At 58.4% G+C, this 19,476-nt stretch carries 16 protein-coding genes and 1 pseudogene; 3 read left to right on the forward strand and 14 right to left on the reverse strand.

From position 1 onward, the window contains the following. Window positions 1–212 precede the first annotated feature (212 nt). The 3 genes and pseudogenes from ACI77D_RS27305 to ACI77D_RS27315 all read right to left on the reverse strand — a co-directional run bounded on the left by ACI77D_RS27305 (window position 213) and on the right by ACI77D_RS27315 (window position 2,957). Window positions 213–1,076 (reverse strand): methyl-accepting chemotaxis protein, encoded by an 864-nt coding sequence (locus ACI77D_RS27305; RefSeq protein WP_407017894.1) that lies wholly within the window; start codon window positions 1,074–1,076, stop codon window positions 213–215. Beyond that, window positions 1,068–1,838 (reverse strand): annotated as a pseudogene (locus ACI77D_RS27310) (MCP four helix bundle domain-containing protein); the annotation flags it as partial. The gene ACI77D_RS27305 and the pseudogene ACI77D_RS27310, both read right to left, overlap by 9 nt. A gap of 96 nt (window positions 1,839–1,934) precedes the next feature. After that, entirely contained in the window at window positions 1,935–2,957 is a 1,023-nt protein-coding gene (locus ACI77D_RS27315) for an amidohydrolase family protein (RefSeq protein WP_221294317.1), read from the reverse strand. A gap of 138 nt (window positions 2,958–3,095) precedes the next feature. Between ACI77D_RS27315 and ACI77D_RS27320 the strand changes: the two genes are divergently transcribed. Together ACI77D_RS27320 and ACI77D_RS27325 are read left to right on the forward strand one after the other, a co-directional pair. Beyond that, window positions 3,096–3,512, forward strand: a complete 417-nt coding sequence (locus ACI77D_RS27320; protein ID WP_064451616.1) for an OsmC family protein — start codon at window positions 3,096–3,098, stop codon at window positions 3,510–3,512. 64 nt (window positions 3,513–3,576) lie between these two features. Next, entirely contained in the window at window positions 3,577–4,443 is an 867-nt protein-coding gene (locus tag ACI77D_RS27325) for a pirin family protein (RefSeq protein ID WP_407017888.1), read from the forward strand. Between the two features lie 98 nt (window positions 4,444–4,541). Here the strand turns inward: ACI77D_RS27325 and ACI77D_RS27330 are convergent, their stop codons facing one another. The 4 genes from ACI77D_RS27330 to ACI77D_RS27345 form a co-directional block, all read right to left on the reverse strand. Continuing rightward, the gene (locus ACI77D_RS27330) at window positions 4,542–5,270 is read right to left on the reverse strand and encodes a dienelactone hydrolase family protein (protein WP_221294315.1); all 729 of its coding nucleotides are present in this window, start codon (window positions 5,268–5,270) and stop codon (window positions 4,542–4,544) included. 66 nt (window positions 5,271–5,336) lie between these two features. Beyond that, entirely contained in the window at window positions 5,337–7,241 is a 1,905-nt protein-coding gene (htpG, locus tag ACI77D_RS27335; RefSeq protein WP_064454890.1) for a molecular chaperone HtpG, read from the reverse strand. Window positions 7,242–7,330: 89 nt separating this feature from the next. After that, window positions 7,331–7,783 carry a PaaI family thioesterase gene (locus ACI77D_RS27340; protein WP_064451613.1) on the reverse strand — a complete coding sequence of 151 codons (453 nt, stop codon included), beginning with the start codon at window positions 7,781–7,783 and terminating at the stop codon, window positions 7,331–7,333. Continuing rightward, window positions 7,780–8,256, reverse strand: coding sequence for a PaaI family thioesterase (locus tag ACI77D_RS27345; RefSeq protein ID WP_064451612.1), 477 nt, complete (start codon window positions 8,254–8,256; stop codon window positions 7,780–7,782). Before ACI77D_RS27345 ends, ACI77D_RS27340 begins: the two co-directional genes overlap by 4 nt. 158 nt (window positions 8,257–8,414) lie before the next feature. On the opposite strand from ACI77D_RS27345, the gene ACI77D_RS27350 reads away from it, so the two are divergent. Then, window positions 8,415–8,672 (forward strand): hypothetical protein, encoded by a 258-nt coding sequence (locus ACI77D_RS27350; RefSeq protein ID WP_053255236.1) that lies wholly within the window; start codon window positions 8,415–8,417, stop codon window positions 8,670–8,672. A 105-nt stretch (window positions 8,673–8,777) separates the two neighbouring features. On the opposite strand, the gene ACI77D_RS27355 is transcribed toward ACI77D_RS27350, so the two are convergent. From ACI77D_RS27355 to ACI77D_RS27385, 7 genes are all read right to left on the reverse strand, one after another. Then, complete coding sequence (locus tag ACI77D_RS27355; RefSeq protein WP_262667438.1) at window positions 8,778–9,518, reverse strand: DUF599 domain-containing protein; 741 nt, start codon at window positions 9,516–9,518, stop codon at window positions 8,778–8,780. A 233-nt stretch (window positions 9,519–9,751) separates the two neighbouring features. Next, window positions 9,752–11,065 carry a branched-chain amino acid transport system II carrier protein gene (gene brnQ / locus ACI77D_RS27360; RefSeq protein ID WP_064451610.1) on the reverse strand — a complete coding sequence of 438 codons (1,314 nt, stop codon included), beginning with the start codon at window positions 11,063–11,065 and terminating at the stop codon, window positions 9,752–9,754. A 430-nt stretch (window positions 11,066–11,495) separates the two neighbouring features. Next, window positions 11,496–12,377, reverse strand: a complete 882-nt coding sequence (gene sucD / locus ACI77D_RS27365; protein WP_003210566.1) for a succinate--CoA ligase subunit alpha — start codon at window positions 12,375–12,377, stop codon at window positions 11,496–11,498. Further along, a complete protein-coding gene (gene sucC / locus ACI77D_RS27370; RefSeq protein WP_064451609.1) occupies window positions 12,377–13,543 on the reverse strand; it encodes an ADP-forming succinate--CoA ligase subunit beta in 1,167 nt (388 codons plus the stop codon). The genes sucD and sucC overlap by 1 nt, the downstream gene beginning before the upstream one ends. Window positions 13,544–13,745: 202 nt before the next feature. Then, window positions 13,746–15,182 carry a dihydrolipoyl dehydrogenase gene (gene lpdA / locus ACI77D_RS27375; RefSeq protein ID WP_064451608.1) on the reverse strand — a complete coding sequence of 479 codons (1,437 nt, stop codon included), beginning with the start codon at window positions 15,180–15,182 and terminating at the stop codon, window positions 13,746–13,748. 106 nt (window positions 15,183–15,288) lie between these two features. Then, the gene (odhB, locus tag ACI77D_RS27380) at window positions 15,289–16,512 is read right to left on the reverse strand and encodes a 2-oxoglutarate dehydrogenase complex dihydrolipoyllysine-residue succinyltransferase (RefSeq protein ID WP_221294312.1); all 1,224 of its coding nucleotides are present in this window, start codon (window positions 16,510–16,512) and stop codon (window positions 15,289–15,291) included. A 44-nt stretch (window positions 16,513–16,556) separates the two neighbouring features. Beyond that, window positions 16,557–19,388, reverse strand: coding sequence for a 2-oxoglutarate dehydrogenase E1 component (locus ACI77D_RS27385; protein WP_064451606.1), 2,832 nt, complete (start codon window positions 19,386–19,388; stop codon window positions 16,557–16,559). Window positions 19,389–19,476 lie beyond the last annotated feature (88 nt).

The raw sequence follows: 19,476 nt of genomic DNA on the forward strand, positions 1-19,476 counted from the left end.
ACCCGCCGTAAGGGCGGAACCCTAAGCAGCCGTTACCGCAGCAACGGATATGTCCTCAATCTACCTAACCCCTCACAGGCTCAAAGCAACACAAAGAGTTGCGTAGATACCCATGCGTATCGCAGGCAAGCCAGCGCCCACATGCTGAATTGTGAACACAGTCAAATGTGGGGGCCAGCTTGCCTGCGATTGAATAACCGCGGTCTTGCGCCCTACACCGAAAACCGCGCCACCATCGTGTTCAGATCCACCGCCAACCGCGACAACTCCTGACTCGCCGCACTGGTCTGATTGGCGCCGGTCGACGTCTGATGCGCCAGATCACGAATATTCATCAAGTTGCGATCCACTTCCCGCGCCACCGCCGCCTGCTGCTCCGAGGCACTGGCAATCACCAGGTTGCGCTCGTTGATCAGGGTAAATGCCGACGCAATTTCTTCCAGCGCCGTGCCCGCCGACTTGGCGATATCCAGCGTGGAGCGCGCCCGGGTATTGCTCTGCTGCATCGAGCTGACGGCCTGATCGGTGCCCTGCTGAATGCCGCTGATCATCAGCTCAATTTCCTGGGTCGACTGTTGTGTGCGATGGGCCAAGGCCCGCACCTCATCCGCCACCACAGCAAAACCGCGCCCGGCATCCCCGGCCCGCGCCGCTTCGATCGCGGCATTCAGCGCCAGCAGGTTAGTCTGTTCGGCAATCGAGCGAATCACGTCCAGCACCTTGCTGATGCCATAGACCTTTTGCGCCAATTCTTCGACCTGAGTGGCATTGGCGGTCACGTCCGTGGCCAACGCCTCAATCGACTCCACTGTCTGGTGCACCTGAGCACGCCCGCGCTGGGCGATGCGGTCGGACTCGCGCGACGCCTGCGACGTGGCCACCGCGTTGCTCGCCACTTCTTCCACCGCCGCTGTCATCTGGTTGACCGCCGTGGCGGCCTGTTCGATTTCCTGGTTCTGCTGGTGCAGGCCACGGGTCGCGTCCTCAGTGACGCAACTGAGTTCTTCGGAAGCCGAAGCCAACTGGTTCGAGGATTCGCCAATACGCCGGATGGTGTCGCGCAGGTTTTCCTGCATGCCCTTGAGCGCCTGCTGCAAGCGCGCCGGCTCATCATTGCCGGTCACGTTGATCTCACCGGTCAGGTCGCCACTGGCGACGCCCTGCGCGACTTTCAGTGACTGTGCCAACGGCAGCACGATGCTGCGGGTCAGCCACACCGCCAACCCAATGGTAATCAGCGCCGTGAGCACGATCATGCCGACCACCCAGGTACGCGATTGAGTGAACACGCTTTGCGCCAGGCTTGCGGCCAGGTTGGCATTGGTTTTGTTCAAAATGACCAGATCATGCAGAGTGCCGGCCATCTGATCGGCCAGTTGATTCATCTCACCGTTGACGATCTTGATCGCATCGTCCAACTGGTTGGCCTTGGAGAGCGTCATCACCTGCTCTTGGCGTTGCAGGTATTGCTGCTCTTCGGTCTTGAAACGATCAAACAGCGTGCGTTCTTCGGGCAGGACGATCAGCCCCTCGTAAAGTGTCTGGGCGTGGGACATGCCATTTTTCAGATCGGTCAGTTTTTGCTCGTTCTGCGCCAGCGCCTGCGGATCACGGTTGACCACCAACCGCAGGGTCAGCGCGCGAACCCTTAACAGATCCTGGCTCATATCCCCCACCGCCATCACGCTGGGTAGCCAGTTGTTCTCCACCTGGTCCGACTGCTGGCGCATGTTGGCCATCTGCAGCAGTGCGAAGCCGCCCAAGGCGAACACCATCAACGCCAACACGCCAAAGCCCAAGCCGGCGCGGGGAGCGATATTCAGACTACGGATACTCATTGCCTGGTTCCTTCCAAATGCGCTGCATCCACCTGCAGCGGGTCTCCTGAAAGCTATCGGCCCTTCAGCCAAATTGCGTAAGACGAAAACGCGATATCAATGTGCCTGCTCATCGCGAGCGTGTTTCGGCAGAATGGCCAGGAAGTTATCGCGCGCAACCTTACGGGCCACGTCCTCAGGCAGCGCGTCCAGGAAAGGATCAAAGCGGCGCATTTCCTTACCGAGCTTGTTGAAGCGCCCTACAACGTCCGAACCCACCATGAAGCGCTCAGGGAAGCGCTCTACCAGCTTTAACCACTGCGCTCGGGGCTTGCCTGCCTCATCCAGCAAGTACGGCGTGAGCATGCTCCAAGAGAGGTCGATGTACAGATTGGGATAGGCTTGCAACATACGGCTCAAGGTAGGGAGCAAGAAGTCCATCTGTACCTGATGGCGATGGATCTCTTTACTGGTACCCGCATGCGCCCAGATAAAACGCGTGTGCGGGTGGTTGCGCAGCGATGTCTCCACCTCCGGCAGGTACAGTGGGTTGCGTTCGCGCTTGGAGGTGATGTTGGAGTGCAGCATCACCGGCAAATCGTTTTCGGCGGCGAGGTGATAGACGCGCGTCATGGCTTCATTGTTGGCCCGCGGGGTGTCACCTGCCGTCAAGGCCGTCAGGTCGTCGTGCCGTGTGAACACTTCACCAATGCCCTGCCAGAGCCCTGGGTTGAGGTCGAGCATGCGTTGGATATGCGCCGCCGAGTTCTTGTCGTTAGGGTTAAAGCCGGACAAAAACGGATGAAAATGCTGACGCTGCTCAGGGGTGAGTGTGTTCACCGCTGCCGCGACGATCACGTCGGTGGCGCTGTACCAATAGGCATCGGCATCGTCACCCGCGTAGTAACGCGGGCGCTTGGGTTCGTCTTCGTGCCATTTCTTGGCCACAGGAATGCCGGAAATCATCACATGCTCGATGCGATTATCCGCCATGGCCTTAAGCAGCGTGTCCATGCCTGCCGTTTCCTGGAAGAAGTCGACGTAATGCAGGTGCGCATCGCTGTAGGCATATTCGCGGGCCTGCACGACGAGGCTACTGGCAGCGAGCAACAGGGCAAGACTGAGGCGGGTCCAAGGCACGGTAAAATCTCATAGGGGTGAATTGCGGTAGACCTTGCGCGATGCAAACGGGTTCACCGGCAAAAAACGCGGAACACCCCAGTGCCAGCATGTTCTATAACTGCATGACCTTCATCCTGCCAATCTGTGAGGTTTACCATGCCTGTTACCGTCAACACCCTGAACCACGACAACTTTCGCCACAGTGTGAATATCAATAACCACGAACTGTTCACCGATTTGCCCAAAAGCCTGGGCGGCGACGACTCGGCACCCTCCCCCCACGATTATTTCGATGCTGCCCTGGCCTCGTGCAAGGCGCTGACCGTCAAACTGTATGCCCAGAAAAAAGACATTCCCCTCACCGGCGTCACCGTGGAAGTCACCCACGACAGCACCGAGGAGCAAAAAGGCAAATACACGCTCAACGTCAAGTTAACCCTCAAGGGCGTGCTCACCGATGAACAGCGCGACGAGTTGCACCGCGTGGCTGATCGCTGCCCCGTGCATAAACTGATGACCACCGCAGAAGTCACCATCGAGACGAAACTGTCCGAAGGCGCTTTCAGCCAGTAGCGCCATCCACCCGTCGAGCGGGTTATGCTCAGGGCCATCTAACCCGCTCAGACAGGGACGCACCATGACCACCCTCACCGTGATCCGCCCGCGCGCGGAAGATGTCGAAGGCCAGCCGATCCTGCGCCCGTTGCCGTCGCGCGAATGCCGCAGCGTCGGGCCTTTTGTGTTCTTCGACCACATGCTGCTGACGCGTTATGCGCCGGGCACCGGCATGAATATCCGCCAGCACCCGCATATCGGGCTGTCGACGCTCACTTATCTATTCGAAGGTGCCTTGCAGCACAAAGACAGCCTCGGCTCGGACCAGTTGGTGCAAGCCGGCGACGTCAGCTGGATGACGGCCGGCGGTGCGATTGCCCACGTCGAACGCACGCCCGAGGCGATCAAGGCTGAAGGTTTCAGCCTGCATGGCCTGCAAGTGTGGCTGGCCTCACCCAAAGACCATGAGACGGGGCCTGGGCATTACAGCCATCACCCGGCGGCGAGCCTGCCAGTCATTGACAACCTGGGCGTGCAGATTCGCCTGATCGCCGGTAGCGGCTTCTGTCTCAAATCACCGGTGCCGGTGCTGTCGCCTACGTTGTATGCCGAGGTGCAGATGCAGACGGCCACGACGCTGTTGATCCCGGATGAGCACCAGGAACGGGCGGTGTATGTACTGGAGGGTGAGGCGCAGCTGGACGGCGAGGTGTTGGCAGTGAACAGCCTGGTGGTGCTGCCCGCCGGGCAGGCAATGACGCTGTTTGCTGAAAGCGATTGCCACCTGATGGTGTTTGGCGGTGCGCCACTGGATGGGCCACGGCGGATCAACTGGAATTTTGTGGCGAGCGATCCGGCCATGATCGAACAGGCGCGGCAGCGTTGGGCGGCTGGGGATTGGCCGACGGTGCCGGGAGAGTCTGAAAGGATTGAGTTGCCTGTCAGATAGCTATCGCAGGCAAGCCAGCGCCCACATTTAACCGTGTTCACCAATCAAAATGTGGGAGCGGGCTTGCTCGCGAAGAGGCCGGCACAGGCGCTAAAGATTTAGCCCTTGAACACTTCATCCAACAAGTTATGCATCGACTGGAACGCCCGCGCAGCGGTCTTCGCGTCGTACATCATCTTGCCCGGCACATTGGCATGCGGGTCAGTGAAGGAATGCACCGCACCGCCGTAGCTCAGCAACTGCCAGTCCACACCGGCCGCGTTCATTTCATCTTCAAACGCCGGCAACTGTTCCTTGGGCACCAAGGGGTCGGAAGCGCCGTGCAGTACCAGCACTGAACCTTTGATGTTTTTCGCATCCGCCGGGTTCGGCGTGTCGAGCGTGCCGTGGAACGACACGGCGGCCTTCAACGCTGCGCCGGTACGCGCCAGCTCCAGGGAGCAGCAACCGCCGAAGCAGAAACCAAAGGTTGCCAACTTCGAGGTATCGACAGCGGCTTCGGTCTGGCCTTGCAGTTGCTCAAAGGCTGCCTGCATACGCTTGTTCAGCAATGGGCGGTCATTTTTCAACGGCATCATTGCCGCGCCCGCTTCATCGCCATTCGATGGGCGTACGGTTTGCCCGTACAGGTCGGCGATCAGCACCACGTAGCCCTTGGCGGCGACGCTTTTGGCAATGTCTTCGGCACCCGCACTCACACCCATCCAGTTCGGTGCCATCAACAGACCCGGCAGCGGGCCCTTATGGCTGGCATCGAATGCCAGGCGGCTTTCATACGACTGGCCATCAATCTGATAGACCACGGAACGCACAGTGACTTGGCTCATCATTTACTCCAGTTGAGGTGCACTAGAACGAAAAAACCCGCCGAAGCGGGTTTTTCTACAACGGTGTTAAACCGACAGTTCAACCAACAGCTTGTTCAGTCGGCGCACGTAGGCGGCCGGGTCTTTCAAGCTGTCGCCGGCAGCCAGGGCCGCCTGGTCGAAGAGGATGTGCGACAAGTCGCCAAAACGCTCTTCGCTTTGCTCGCCGTCGAGTTTCTCGATCAGCGGGTGAGCCGGGTTGAATTCGAAGATTGGCTTGGAGTCCGGAACCTTCTGACCGCTCGCTTCCAGGATCTGACGCATCTGCATGCCCAGGTCCTGCTCGCCGATGGCCAGAATCGCCGGGGAGTCGGTCAGACGGTGCGAAACCCGCACTTCGCTGACAGCATCGCCCAGGGCGGTCTTGATCCGCTCAACCAGGCCTTCTTTGGCCTTGGCGACTTCTTCGGCTTCCTTCTTCTCTTCTTCGGAGTCCAGGTTACCCAGGTCCAGGTCGCCACGGGCCACGTCGACGAAGGTTTTGCCGTCGAACTCGCTGAGGTAGCTCATCAGCCACTCATCGATACGGTCGGTCAACAGCAGCACTTCGATGCCTTTCTTGCGGAAGACTTCCAGGTGCGGGCTGTTCTTGACCTGAGCATAGGTTTCGCCGGTCAGGTAGTAGATCTTGTCCTGACCTTCCTTGGCGCGTGCCAGGTACTCAGCCAGCGACACAACCTGCTCACCGTCTTCACCTTGGGTAGACGCAAAACGCAGCAGGCCGGCGATTTTTTCCTTGTTGGCAAAATCTTCCGCCGGGCCTTCTTTCATGACCTGACCGAAGTTTTTCCAGAAGCCCTTGTATTGCTCAGGCTCGTTCTTCGCCAGTTTTTCCAGCATGTCGAGCACGCGCTTGGTCAGCGCCGACTTCATGGAGTCGATGATCGGGTCTTTCTGCAGGATTTCCCGCGACACGTTCAGCGACAGGTCGTTGGAGTCGACCACGCCTTTGATAAAGCGCAGGTACAGCGGCAGGAAGGATTCCGCCTGGTCCATCACGAACACGCGCTGCACGTACAGCTTCAGGCCTTTGGGCGCTTCACGCTGGTACAGGTCGAACGGAGCACGGGCCGGTACGTAGAGCAGCGAGCTGTATTCCAGCTTGCCTTCGACCTTGTTGTGGCTCCAGCTCAGCGGGTTTTCGTAGTCGTGAGCGATGTGCTTGTAGAACTCCTGGTATTCCTCGTCTTTGACTTCAGTACGAGGACGCGTCCACAAGGCGCTGGCACGGTTGACCACTTCCCATTCCTGGGCAGGCTGCTCTTCGCCTTCGGCAGCAGCTTGCTCTTTCGGCAACTCGATCGGCAGCGCGATGTGGTCGGAGTATTTCTTGATGATATTGCGCAGGCGCCAGCCATCGGCGAACTCATCTTCAGCCGCTTTCAGGTGCAGCACGATGCGGGTACCACGGTCAGCCTTGTCGAGGGTGGCGATTTCGAACTCGCCCTCACCTTTGGAAGACCAGTGCACACCTTCGCTGGCGGCGAGGCCGGCGCGGCGGCTGAACACTTCAACCTTGTCGGCAACGATAAAGGCCGAGTAAAAGCCCACACCGAATTGACCGATCAGGTGCGAATCCTTTTTCTGATCGCCCGACAGGTTCTTCATGAAATCTGCGGTGCCGGATTTGGCGATGGTACCCAGATGGGTGATCGCGTCTTCACGGCTCATGCCGATACCGTTGTCTTCGAGGGTGACGGTCTTGGCGTCCTTGTCGAAGCTCACACGGATTTTCAGTTCGGCGCCACCTTCCAGCAATTCAGGCTTGGACAGGGCTTCGAAACGTAATTTGTCGACAGCGTCAGAGGCGTTCGAGATCAATTCGCGAAGGAAGATTTCCTTGTTGGAATACAGCGAATGGATCATGAGGTGCAGCAGTTGCTTCACCTCGGTCTGGAAGCCCAGGGTTTCCTTTTGAGTTTCCACACTCATGGTCATCAAACTCCAATTGGATGGCAGTGGTCGCGCCCTTAAGGGTTGGCGGCGGGTTGTCATCAAAGTTGGGGGCTAAGACAAGGATTTCAAGGGCGCGCTGTTTCCTCAATCTTGAAATGTGCGCGAGCGGTGGCAATCGGTTCGGCCGGGGTGCTTTGCCAGGCGGTGATTGCCACATTGGCGACGCGCCGGCCCTGGCGCCACACCTGGCATTTGGCGTAAGTGTCACGAAACTGGCCGGCACGCAGGTAATCCAGGGAAAAATCGATGATTTTCGGCAGGCCCGGCGCGCCGGTAAATACCAGCAGGTGCAGCGCCGCCGACAGCTCCATAAACCCGGCAATCACCCCACCGTGCAGCGCCGGCAATATGGGGTTACCAATGTTGTCCTTGTTGGCCGGCAGACGAAACAGCAATTCATCCCCCAACCTTGTGCATTCAATGCCAATCAGCTTGGCGTAGGGGACCAGGTCGAGCAGCGCCTCGTAGTTACCCCGGTGATGGGCCTGTTCGAGGCGGGTCTTGAATCGATGTGTCATGCCTGCTCTCCCTTGAGGGTGCTGCCCAGCCCGTGCGTGCCCTTGAGGCGCTTGCCCATGCGCATGAAAGTACCGACCACGTGGGCGATGGGCTGCTGCGGATCATCCTGGTAGGCGAAGCCGCGGGTGAAGATCACGTCGGTGGTCACCCGATAGCATTGGGCGAAGCCGTACACGGGCTTGTGCGGTTCGGCGGGATGCATGTAGTCGACACGCAGGTCGAGCGTCGGGCAGACCTCGAACTCCGGCAAGACACACAGCGTGGCCATGCCGCAGGCAGTGTCCATCAAGGAGGTCAGCGCGCCACCGTGAATCACGCCGGTTTGAGGATCGCCGACGATGCTCGGGCTGTAAGGCAGGACCAGCGTCATGCCCTCCTCGCTGGCAGCATGGACGGTGATGCCTAATACCTGGCAGTGGCGCAGCGCCGAAACAAAGCGTGTGGCACGCGCTAACAAGGGATTTTCGGTCATGTGTTCAGACTCTTATTAGTGTCGATTAGAGGCGTCTGGGGGCAAGGGCAAAAGTTCCTTGAGCGTCACGTTTTATATATCTTTGAAACAAAAGGAACTAATGCTGGCCGTCTAAGCTCGAAAGGCCAGTAGATATCTTCACTAAGGAGAAACACCCCATGCGCAAGACTTTAGCTATTTCCATGATGCTGGCTGCTGCCCTCGGCCTCGCTGCCTGCGATAAGAAATCCGAAGACAAAGCCCAAGATGCCCAAGCGCATTCTGAGCAAGCTCAGAAGGACATGGCGAAAGCACAGGATAAAGTGAACGACGCTGCAAAAGAAAACGCCGATGCTGCCAAAGCTCAGGCTGATGCGAACGCTGAAAAAGCAAAAGAAGACGGTACCGCTACTCCAGTAGCACCTGCCAAGCCTTAATAGCCTGGCAACTGCTGCAAAAAGGAAGCCCGCTTACATAGCGGGCTTTACTTTGTCTGCTGTTTTTTCAGCGCCCAAAAGTTTAATTAACCTTGGCGCCACGCGTTAAGACACGGATTCTTTAGCCGGCTCCGTCACCGGCATATCAGTTGGCGTGTAGACCATGACCTGCAGTACGTCGGAATGAAACTCGCGGCGATACAGCACCAACACTACCCCGCTGCTCATCAACATGAATAACCACGGGCTGACAAACCAGGCCAGCATGGTCATGCCAAAGTAATAAGCACGCAGGCCAAAGTTGAACTGGTTGGCCGCCATGGAAATCACCCGCGCTGCCCGCAGGGCGAACGCGTTGCGCTCCTGCTCCGACACATGCCGTTCACCAATCATCGGCGCCGACCCCACCAGTACCGCGGCGAAGTTGTATTGGCGCATGCACCAGCTGAAGGTGAAAAACGCATAGACGAACACCAGTGCCAGGCACAGCAGCTTGATTTCCGACATGCCCTGGGACGCCTGTTGCACCATGGGGATGTCCGCCAGCAACGATACCGCACGCTCGGAAGCACCCAGCACTGTCAGGATACCGGCGAGGATGATCAAGGTACTGGATGCGAAGAACGAGGCATTGCGCTCCAGGTTACCGATCACGCTGGCATCGGCGATACGGTTATCGCGCAGCAACATGCGGCGCATCCAGTCTTCACGATACAGATGCAGCACGCTGGCCAGGCACGCAGTGTCACGGGCCTTCCACGTGGCGTATCGGGTGTAACCGCCCCAGCACAATACGAACCAGAGGGCAGCAAGCAGGTGGATCTGATTGGTTTCGACGAACGACATGCGGGGGCCTTTTGCTCGGTGTACGGATATTAATGCGATCTAAATGTGGGAGCGGGCTTGCTCGCGAACGCGGTGTGTCAGTCTCCTGGTGCATTACTGATCCACCGCGTTCGCGAGCAAGCCCGCTCCCACACTGACCGTATTCCACACTTTAGGGGTTGTGGTCTCACACACAAAAAAAATGCCCCGTATCGATTGATACGGGGCATTTCAGTACAGCGTGAAACCGCGGGTTAAGCGATGGCTTCGCTGCGTTTGCCAAGCATGCGGTCAACCACTACGGCAACGACCAGCGTCATCACCGCGGGTACCAGCCACGCCAGGCCTTGCTCGCTCAGCGGCAGATGTGCCAACTGCGCAGGCATCCAATCCGCCAGGCCCGCGCCCTTGAGCGCATCAATGCAACCAAAGATGAACGACACCAGCATGACCGGGCCGACGATGCGGCCCTGCTCGAGCCAGAAATCTTTGCAGAAGCTCAGGGCCACCAGCACGATGCACGGCGGGTAGATCGCGGTGAGTACCGGGATCGAGAAGGCAATCAGCTTGGTCAGGCCCAGGTTGGACACAAACAGCGAGAACAGCGCCAGGATTACTACCAGCGTCTTGTAGGACAGCGGCAGGACTTTGCTGAAGTACTCGGCACACGCGCAGGTCAGGCCAACAGCGGTGACCAGGCACGCCAGAGAGATCAGCACAGCGAGGAAGCCACTGCCCAGGGAGCCGAACGTGTGTTGCACGTAAGCATGCAGCACGGCAGCGCCATTGCTTGCACCGGCGGCCACGGCATGGCTGCCCGACCCCAGACGGAACAGGCTGATGTACACCAGGGCCAGGCCCACGCCGGCAATCAGCCCGGCGATGATCGCGTAGCGGGTGATCAGCTGTGGCGATTCAACGCCACGGGAACGGATGGCATTGACGATGACGATACCGAATACCAGCGCGCCGAGGGTATCCATGGTCAGGTAACCATTGATGAAGCCCTGGGAGAACGGTGCGGCGACGTATTCCGGCGTCGCGACGCCCACGTCACCGGCCGGCAAGGCAAACGCGGCGATGCCGAGAATGGCCAGGGCGATGATTTTCAGCGGCGCCAGGAAGCGACCTACGGTATCCAGCAGTCGGCCCGGGTAGAGGGAAACAAAGAACACCACCAGGAAATACACCGAGCTGTAGAGGAACAGCGCCAACGGGCTTTCGCCGGTCAGCGGCGCCAGGCCCACTTCAAACGAAACGGTCGCAGTGCGCGGAGTGGCGAACAATGGCCCTACCGCCAGATACGCCGCCGCCGCGAGCAGGCCGCCGGCAATCTTGCCGATCGGGCTGCTCAACGCGTCCATACCGCCGCCGACCTTGGCCAGGGCGATCACGGTGACCACCGGCAGACCGACCGCGGTGATCAGGAAGCCCAGCGCTGCCATCCACACGTGAGGCCCGGACTGCAAACCAACGATAGGCGGGAAGATGATGTTGCCGGCGCCCACGAACAGGGCGAAGGTCATAAAGCCTAACGCCAGGACATCCTGGCTTTTCAACACTTTCATTTAAGGAAATACCACACTACTGAATCGGAATTTAGAGAGGGATTCCCTGTGGATGAGGGAACTGCTGCCGGTCCTGATGGGGACCGACCGGTCTAGCGCGCAGCTTCCTTTTGGGATGCGGACGCATAAAGAGGCGGCTAGAGTACAGAATTAGGCCGACAAACGCACTGTTGCGGGGCGAACTGTCCGATAAGCGACATCACAATGTCGCGTTTTCATACTTAATTTTGACAATACAGCCCCATGTGGGAGCTGGCTTGCCTGCGATGCGGGCGACTCGGTCCATCAGGTAAACCGAGTCGATGCTATCGCAGGCAAGCCAGCTCCCACATGTGAACGGGGCATCCAATCTGATGAGCAATACCCAGAACGCACAAAGGCCACCCGAAGGTGGCCTTTGTGTGGATAAAGCGTCAGCTAAGCGCGAGGCTTACTTGACAGCCCAACCGGTCAGCTCGGACAAAGCCTTGCCGATGTCTGCCAGCGAACGCACGGTTTTAACGCCTGCGTCTTCCAGGGCAGCAAACTTCTCGTCTGCTGTGCCTTTGCCGCCGGAGATGATTGCGCCAGCATGGCCCATGCGCTTGCCAGCAGGGGCAGTCACACCAGCGATGTAGGAAACAACCGGCTTGGTCACGTGTGCCTTGATGTAGGCAGCCGCTTCTTCTTCAGCCGAACCGCCGATCTCACCGATCATGACGATCGCTTCGGTCTTCGGGTCTTCCTGGAACAGTTTCAGGATGTCGATGAAGTTCGAGCCTGGGATCGGGTCACCGCCGATGCCGACGCAAGTCGACTGGCCGAAACCGGCGTCAGTCGTTTGCTTGACAGCTTCGTAGGTCAGGGTGCCGGAACGGGAAACGATACCGACTTTGCCTGGCAAGTGAATGTGACCAGGCATGATGCCGATCTTGCATTCGCCTGGAGTGATCACGCCTGGGCAGTTAGGGCCGATCAGGACTACGCCCAGCTCGTCACACTTAACTTTAGCGTCCAGCATGTCCAGGGTAGGAATGCCTTCGGTGATGCAAACGATCAGCTTGATGCCGCCGAATGCCGCTTCCAGGATCGAGTCTTTGCAGAAAGGAGCTGGAACGTAGATCACGCTGGCGGTGGCGCCAGTGGCAGCTACAGCGTCTTTCACGGTGTTGAACACTGGCAGACCCAGGTGCTCGGTGCCGCCCTTACCAGGAGTAACGCCACCCACCATCTTGGTGCCGTATTCGATGGCTTGCTGGGTGTGGAAACTACCTTGCGAACCGGTAATACCCTGGCAGATAACTTTGGTGTCTTTATTGATCAGGACGCTCATTATTTGCCCTCCGCAGCTTTGACAACTTGTTGAGCAGCGTCGGTCAGGCTGGTAGCCGCGATGATGTTCAAACCGCTTTCTGCCAGTACTTTAGCGCCCAGTTCAGCGTTGTTACCTTCAAGGCGAACAACAACCGGGATTTTAACGCCGACTTCTTTCACTGCACCGATGATGCCTTCGGCAATCATGTCGCAACGAACGATGCCGCCGAAGATGTTGACCAATACTGCAGCGACGTTAGTGTCGGACAGGATGATCTTGAAGGCTTCGGTAACGCGTTCTTTGGTAGCACCGCCGCCCACGTCGAGGAAGTTGGCTGGTTTGCCGCCATGCAGGTTGACGATGTCCATGGTACCCATGGCCAGGCCAGCACCGTTGACCATGCAACCGATGTTACCTTCCAGGGCTACGTAGTTCAGTTCGAACTTGGCAGCGTGCGCTTCGCGCGGATCGTCTTGCGACGGATCGTGGAAAGTTTTCAGCTTAGGCTGACGGTACATGGCGTTGGCGTCGATGTTGATCTTGGCGTCGAGGCAGTGCAGATCGCCGTCAGCCTTGATCACCAGCGGGTTCACTTCCAGCAGGGCCAGATCGTGATCCTGGAACAGTTTGGCCAGACCTACGAAGATCTTGGCGAACTGGGCAACTTGCTTGCCTTCCAGACCCAGCTGGAAAGCCAGTTCGCGACCCTGGAATGGCTGAGCGCCAACCAGTGGATCGATAGTGGCTTTCAGAATTTTTTCTGGAGTGTCGTGAGCGATCTTCTCGATGTCCACGCCACCTTCGGTGGAAGCCATGAACACGATGCGACGGCTCGAACGGTCAACGACAGCGCCCAGGTACAGCTCTTTAGCGATATCAGTGCACGATTCAACCAGGATCTTGGTGACTGGTTGGCCATTGGCATCAGTCTGGTAAGTCACCAGACGCTTGCCCAGCCACTGCTGTGCGAAGGCCTTGGCGTCTTCTTTGCTGCGAACCAGCTTAACGCCGCCCGCTTTACCGCGACCACCAGCGTGGACCTGGGCTTTGACAACCCACTCGGTACCACCGATTTTGTCGCAAGCTTCTGCTGCTGCTTCCGGGGTGTCTACTGCGTAGCCCTGGGATACTGGCAGGCCGTATTCAGCGAACAGCTGCTTACCCTGATACTCGTGAAGATTCATGCTTTTTACCGTCTTCGTTAGGTACTGCGCATTCGGCGCTGCGCTCATTATGAGTGCCGCGCCACCTGTGACTGCTGCTTGCGCAACTTGCGGGGCTCAAGGCCCGTAAAGCTGCGCAAGACTGCGTCCAGCGGACATTCCGCGGTGAGTCTTGCGCGCAAGGCTCACGACGGGCAACCGCCGTGGTTTCTTATTATCTCGCTTAGCGCTTCTTGCGGTTGGCGATGTGGATGGCGCCGCCATTCACTGCCAACGCTGCTTCGTGCAACGCTTCGGACAGGGTCGGATGGGAGAAGACCATCATGCCCAGGTCCTCGGCACTGGTGCCGAATTCCATACCGATCGCGCCTTGCTGAACCAGTTCTGCAGCGCTCGGGCCAATCACGTGGACGCCCAATACGCGGTCAGTCTTGGCATCAGCGATGACTTTGACAAAACCACCGGTGTCGTTGGCTGCCATGGCACGGCCAGAAGCGGCAAACGGGAAGGTGCCGACGTTAACTTCAACGCCTTCAGCTTTCAACTGCTGTTCGTTCTTGCCGACCCATGCAATTTCCGGGTGGGTGTAGATAACCGATGGGATCAGGTCGTAGTTCATCTGGGTTTTGTGGCCCTTGATGCGCTCGACAACCATGATGCCTTCTTCGGAAGCCTTGTGCGCCAGCATCATGCCGCGAACCACGTCGCCAATGGCGTACACGCCAGGAACGGTGGTAGCGCAGTGATCGTCAACGTGGATGAAACCACGCTCGTCGATGTTCACGCCGCTGTCGGAAGCCAACAGGTCAGCTGTGACTGGACGGCGACCAACGGCAACAATCAGCTTGTCGAAAGTGATGGTCTGTTCGCCATCCTTGTCGGTGTAGGTCACGACAACTTCTTCGCCGTTAACCTTCGAGCCGGTCACGCGAGCACCCAGCTTGATGTCCAGACCTTGTTTGGTCAGGGTTTTGTAGGCTTCTTTGGACACCGCAGTGTCGGCAGCCAGCAGGAACGTGTCCAGGGCTTCCAGAACGGTCACTTCGGAACCCAGACGCGACCATACCGAACCCAGTTCCAGACCGATTACGCCAGCGCCGATCACGCCCAGACGCTTGGGAACCGCTTGGAATTCCAGGGCGCCGGTCGAATCAACGATCACGTTCTGGTCAACTGGAGCCGGTGGAATGTCGATTGGGCGCGAGCCTGGAGCCAGGATCACGTTTTCGGCTTCGATGACTTCTACCGAGCCGTCTGGCTTGGTGATTTCAACTTTCTTGCCGGCCAGCAGTTTGCCGTGGCCTTGCAGGGAAGTCACACCGTTGGCCTTGAACAAGGTCGCAACGCCGGAAGTCAGGCCTTTAACGATGTTGGCTTTACGGCCGACCATTGCTGGCACGTCCATGGTCACGCCGGCGTGGTTGATGCCGTGGATCGCGAAACCGTCTTGGGCTTCGTGGAATTTCCAGGAGCTGTCCAGCAGCGCCTTGGAAGGAATGCAACCGACGTTCAGGCAAGTACCGCCCAGCGCCAGTTTGCCTTCCTTGTCGGTGTATTTTTCGATGCAAGCAGTCGAGAGGCCCAGTTGTGCGGCCTTGATGGCGGCAACGTAGCCGCCAGGACCTGCACCAATCACTACGACGTCAAATTTCTGTGTCATGAAAATAGATCCTCTATTAGCTCGGAGCGTCAAGCTTCAAGCTTCAAGCTGCAAGCCAAACTGCGTTTACTTGCAGCTTGTAGCTCACAACTTGAAGCTGCCTCAATCAAATATCCAGCAGCAGACGAGCCGGGTCTTCCAGCAGGTTCTTGATGGTCACCAGGAAAGTCACGGCTTCTTTACCATCGATCAGGCGGTGATCGTAAGACAGTGCCAGGTACATCATTGGGCGGATCACGACTTGGCCGTTGATGGCCATCGGACGCTGGATGATGTTGTGCATGCCCAGGATCGCAGCTTGTGGCGGGTTGACGATCGGGGTCGACATCATCGAACCGAAGGTACCACCGTTGGTGATGGTGAAGGTACCACCGGTCATCTCGTCGATGGTCAGCTTGCCGTCACGGGCTTTCTTGCCGAAGCCAGCGATGCCGCCTTCGATTTCAGCCAGGCTCATCAGCTCGGCGTTACGCAGAACCGGTACGACCAGGCCACGGTCGCTGGACACGGCAACGCCGACGTCGGCATAACCGTGGTAAACGATGTCGCTGCCGTCGATGGAAGCGTTGACTGCCGGGAAGCGTTTCAGCGCTTCGGTGGCCGCTTTCACGAAGAACGACATGAAGCCCAGGCGCACGCCATTGTGGGACTTCTCGAACAGGTCCTTGTACTTCGAACGCAGGGCCATGACTTCAGTCATGTCGACTTCGTTGAAAGTGGTCAGCATCGCCATGTTCGACTGTGCTTCAACCAGACGCTTGGCCACGGTGGCACGTACACGAGTCATCGGTACGCGCTTCTCGGTGCGGTCGCCAGCAGCGAACACAGGCGCAGCGGCAGCTGGAGCAGCAGCCTTGGCAGGTGCGGCGGCCGGAGCGTTTTTCTTGGCTTCAACGGCAGCAACCACGTCTTCCTTGGTCACACGGCCGTCTTTGCCGGTGCCTTTGATGGAAGCCAGATTGATGCCGTTTTCTTCGGCCAACTGACGCGCAGCCGGTGCAGCGATTGGATCTTCGCCAGCGGCAGCAGGAGCAGCGGCTGGAGCGGAAGCAGCAGCAGGTGCAGCAGCGGCCGGAGCAGGTGCAGCAGCGCCGCCTGCTTCGATCGAGCCCAGGATCTGGTTCGACAGGACGGTAGCGCCCTCTTCTGCAACGATCGCGCCCAGCACGCCGTCAGCTTCGGCCAACACTTCCAGAACGACTTTGTCGGTCTCGATGTCGACGATCAGGTCATCACGCTTTACAGCGTCGCCTGGTTTCTTGTGCCAGGTGGCAACGGTGCCATCGGCAACCGATTCCGGGAATGACGGGGCTTTGATTTCGATAGCCATTATCTGTGGGTCCTTAAAATTCGGTTTCAGTCAGCGCGAAGGCGTTAAACAGTGAAAGCATCTTGCAGCAGTTTTTCCTGCTGCTCGGCGTGCATCGACGCATAACCACACGCAGGTGCAGCAGAAGCATCACGACCGGCATACTCAAGGCCAAGGCCTGTCTTGTGGTTGCCGATGCTGCGACGCAAATGATGCTGGCTGCTGTACCAAGCGCCCTGGTTCATCGGTTCTTCCTGGCACCACACCGCATGGGTGAGGTTGGTGTAAGGCGCGATGGCCTCCATCAGGTCGTCTTCCGGGAACGGGTAAAGCTGCTCGATACGCACGATGGCGATGTCTTCGCGGCCTTCGGCACGGCGTTTTTCCAGCAAGTCGTAGTAAACCTTGCCGCTGCACAGGATCAGGCGAGTGACCTTGGCTGCGTCCAAGGTGTCGATTTCTGGAATAACGGTCTGGAACGAACCGTCGGCCAGATCTTCCAGGGTCGAGATGGCCAATTTGTGACGCAACAGCGACTTCGGAGTCAGCACTACCAGCGGCTTGCGCAGCGGGCGGATCACCTGACGACGCAGCAAGTGGTAGATCTGGGCCGGGGTAGTCGGCACGCACACCTGGATGTTGTGCTCGGCGCACAGCTGCAGGTAACGCTCCAGACGGGCCGAAGAGTGCTCCGGACCCTGACCTTCATAACCGTGTGGCAGCAGCATGGTCAGACCGCACAGACGGCCCCACTTGTGCTCACCGCTGGTGATGAACTGGTCAATAACCACTTGGGCACCGTTGGCGAAGTCGCCGAACTGGGCTTCCCAGATCACCAGCGCCTGAGGCGTGGTGGTGGAGTAACCGTATTCGAACGCCAGTACGGCTTCTTCGGACAGGAACGAATCGAACAGGTCGAAACGTGGCTGGCCTTCGTAAAGGTGTTGCAGCGGAATGTAGGTGCCCGCGTCTTTCTGGTTGTGCAATACCGCGTGACGGTGCGAGAACGTACCACGGCCGATATCCTGGCCGGTCATGCGGATCGGGTGACCTTCGAACGCCAGGGTCGCGTACGCCATGGTTTCGGCGTAACCCCAGTTGATCGGCAGGCCGCCGGCTTGCATCTTCTGACGGTCTTCGTAGATCTTCGCAACCTGGCGCTGCACAACGAAGCCTTCTGGAATTTCCAGAAGCTTGGCAGACAGTTCCTGCAAGGTTTTCAGATCGAACGAGGTGTCGTGACGCGCAGTCCAGGCGTGGCCCAGGTACGGACGCCAGTCAACGAACAGCTCTTTGTTCGGCTCTTTAACCAGGCTTTTTACGACATGCAGACCGTTGTCCAGCGCGTTGCGGTATTCATCGACTTTCGCCTGAACACGCGCATCGTCAACCACGCCGGCCTTGGTCAGGCTTTCGGCGTACAGCTCACGGGTGGTGCGCTGCTTGGCGATTTGCTGGTACATCAACGGCTGGGTGCCGCTAGGCTCATCCGCTTCGTTGTGACCGCGACGGCGGTAGCAAACCAGGTCGATCACCACGTCACGCTTGAACTGCATGCGGTAGTCGATAGCGAGCTGGGTCACGAACAACACGGCTTCCGGATCATCACCATTCACATGGAGGATCGGCGCCTGGATCATCTTGGCAACGTCGGTGGCGTACTCGGTAGAGCGCGCGTCCAGCGGGTTGCTGATGGTGAAGCCAACCTGGTTGTTGATGACGATGTGAACCGTACCGCCGGTCTTGAAGCCGCGAGTCTGCGACATCTGGAACGTTTCCAGAACCACGCCTTGGCCGGCGAATGCCGCGTCACCGTGGATGGAAATCGGCAGGACCTTTTCACCGGTGGCATCGTTACGACGATCCTGACGAGCACGGACCGAACCCTCGACCACTGGGGAAACGATTTCCAGGTGGGATGGGTTGAACGCCATGGCCAGGTGAACTTCACCGCCGGTGGTCATCACGTTGGACGAGAAGCCCTGGTGGTATTTAACGTCACCGGAACCCAGTTCGACCTTCTTCTTGCCTTCGAACTCGTCGAACAGCTCGCGCGGGTTCTTGCCGAAGGTGTTGACCAACACGTTCAGGCGACCACGGTGAGCCATGCCGATCACGACTTCCTTGGTGCCATAGGAACCGGAACGCTGGATCAGCTCGTCGAGCATTGGAATGAGGCTCTCGCCGCCTTCCAGGCCAAAACGCTTGGTGCCCGGGTATTTGGTGCCCAGGTATTTCTCGAGACCTTCAGCTGCGGTCACACGCTCGAGCAGGTGGCTGCGTACGTCGGCGGACAGCACCGGACGGCCACGCACACCTTCCAGGCGATGCTGGAACCAGTGGCGTTGCTCGGAATCGGTGATATGCGTGAACTCAGCGCCGATGGTGCGGCAATATGTCTGCTGCAACGCTTCGTGAATTTCGCGTAGGCTCGCTTCCTCTTTGCCGATGAACAGGTCGCCGGCACGGAAGGTCGTATCAAGATCGGCATTGGTCAAGCCGTAATGATTGATCGACAGGTCAGCAGGTGCAGGACGCTGCCAGAGCCCCAGCGGGTCAAGCTGGGCCGCCTGGTGGCCACGCATCCGGTAAGCCTGGATCAGTCGCAATACTTCAACTTGCTTCTTCTCATGCTCGCTGCTCACGCTCCCGGCGGAAACCGGCTGAGCGCGGCGCTGGTTCTTTGCCAGCAGCACAAACTGATCGCGAATTGTTGCGTGCGATACATCGGTGGCAGCGTTGCCGTCTGAAGACAACGTCTGAAATTTGGTGCGCCATTCTTCTGGCACAGCGTTAGGGTCGTGCAGGTAGAGCTCATAAAGCTCTTCCACATAGGCAGCGTTACCACCTGAAAGATAGCCGCTGTTCCACATGCGCTGCATCACGCTTTCTTGCATGCTTGGTCACCCTCGATTTGGGGACACCACCGGCGGAAACACCGAGTTTGCTTGCAAAAGGCCAAGTGCAGCGACCAAAACAAGCCAC

The sequence above is a fragment of the Pseudomonas sp. O39 genome (assembly GCF_045447295.1).
GTDB classification, from domain to species: domain Bacteria; phylum Pseudomonadota; class Gammaproteobacteria; order Pseudomonadales; family Pseudomonadaceae; genus Aquipseudomonas; species Aquipseudomonas antarctica_A.

Bases quoted from the DNA above. Each gene is read 5' to 3' on its own strand.
- ACI77D_RS27305 (WP_407017894.1), bottom strand. From the start codon at position 1,076: ATGCAGGAAAACCTGCGCGACACCATCCGGCGTATTGGCGAATCCTCG.
- ACI77D_RS27320 (WP_064451616.1), top strand. From the start codon at position 3,096: ATGCCTGTTACCGTCAACACCCTGAACCACGACAACTTTCGCCACAGT.
- ACI77D_RS27325 (WP_407017888.1), top strand. From the start codon at position 3,577: ATGACCACCCTCACCGTGATCCGCCCGCGCGCGGAAGATGTCGAAGGC.
- ACI77D_RS27330 (WP_221294315.1), bottom strand. From the start codon at position 5,270: ATGAGCCAAGTCACTGTGCGTTCCGTGGTCTATCAGATTGATGGCCAG.
- htpG (WP_064454890.1), bottom strand. From the start codon at position 7,241: ATGAGTGTGGAAACTCAAAAGGAAACCCTGGGCTTCCAGACCGAGGTG.
- ACI77D_RS27340 (WP_064451613.1), bottom strand. From the start codon at position 7,783: ATGACACATCGATTCAAGACCCGCCTCGAACAGGCCCATCACCGGGGT.
- ACI77D_RS27345 (WP_064451612.1), bottom strand. From the start codon at position 8,256: ATGACCGAAAATCCCTTGTTAGCGCGTGCCACACGCTTTGTTTCGGCG.
- ACI77D_RS27350 (WP_053255236.1), top strand. From the start codon at position 8,415: ATGCGCAAGACTTTAGCTATTTCCATGATGCTGGCTGCTGCCCTCGGC.
- ACI77D_RS27355 (WP_262667438.1), bottom strand. From the start codon at position 9,518: ATGTCGTTCGTCGAAACCAATCAGATCCACCTGCTTGCTGCCCTCTGG.
- brnQ (WP_064451610.1), bottom strand. From the start codon at position 11,065: ATGAAAGTGTTGAAAAGCCAGGATGTCCTGGCGTTAGGCTTTATGACC.
- sucD (WP_003210566.1), bottom strand. From the start codon at position 12,377: ATGAGCGTCCTGATCAATAAAGACACCAAAGTTATCTGCCAGGGTATT.
- sucC (WP_064451609.1), bottom strand. From the start codon at position 13,543: ATGAATCTTCACGAGTATCAGGGTAAGCAGCTGTTCGCTGAATACGGC.
- lpdA (WP_064451608.1), bottom strand. From the start codon at position 15,182: ATGACACAGAAATTTGACGTCGTAGTGATTGGTGCAGGTCCTGGCGGC.
- odhB (WP_221294312.1), bottom strand. From the start codon at position 16,512: ATGGCTATCGAAATCAAAGCCCCGTCATTCCCGGAATCGGTTGCCGAT.
- ACI77D_RS27385 (WP_064451606.1), bottom strand. From the start codon at position 19,388: ATGCAAGAAAGCGTGATGCAGCGCATGTGGAACAGCGGCTATCTTTCA.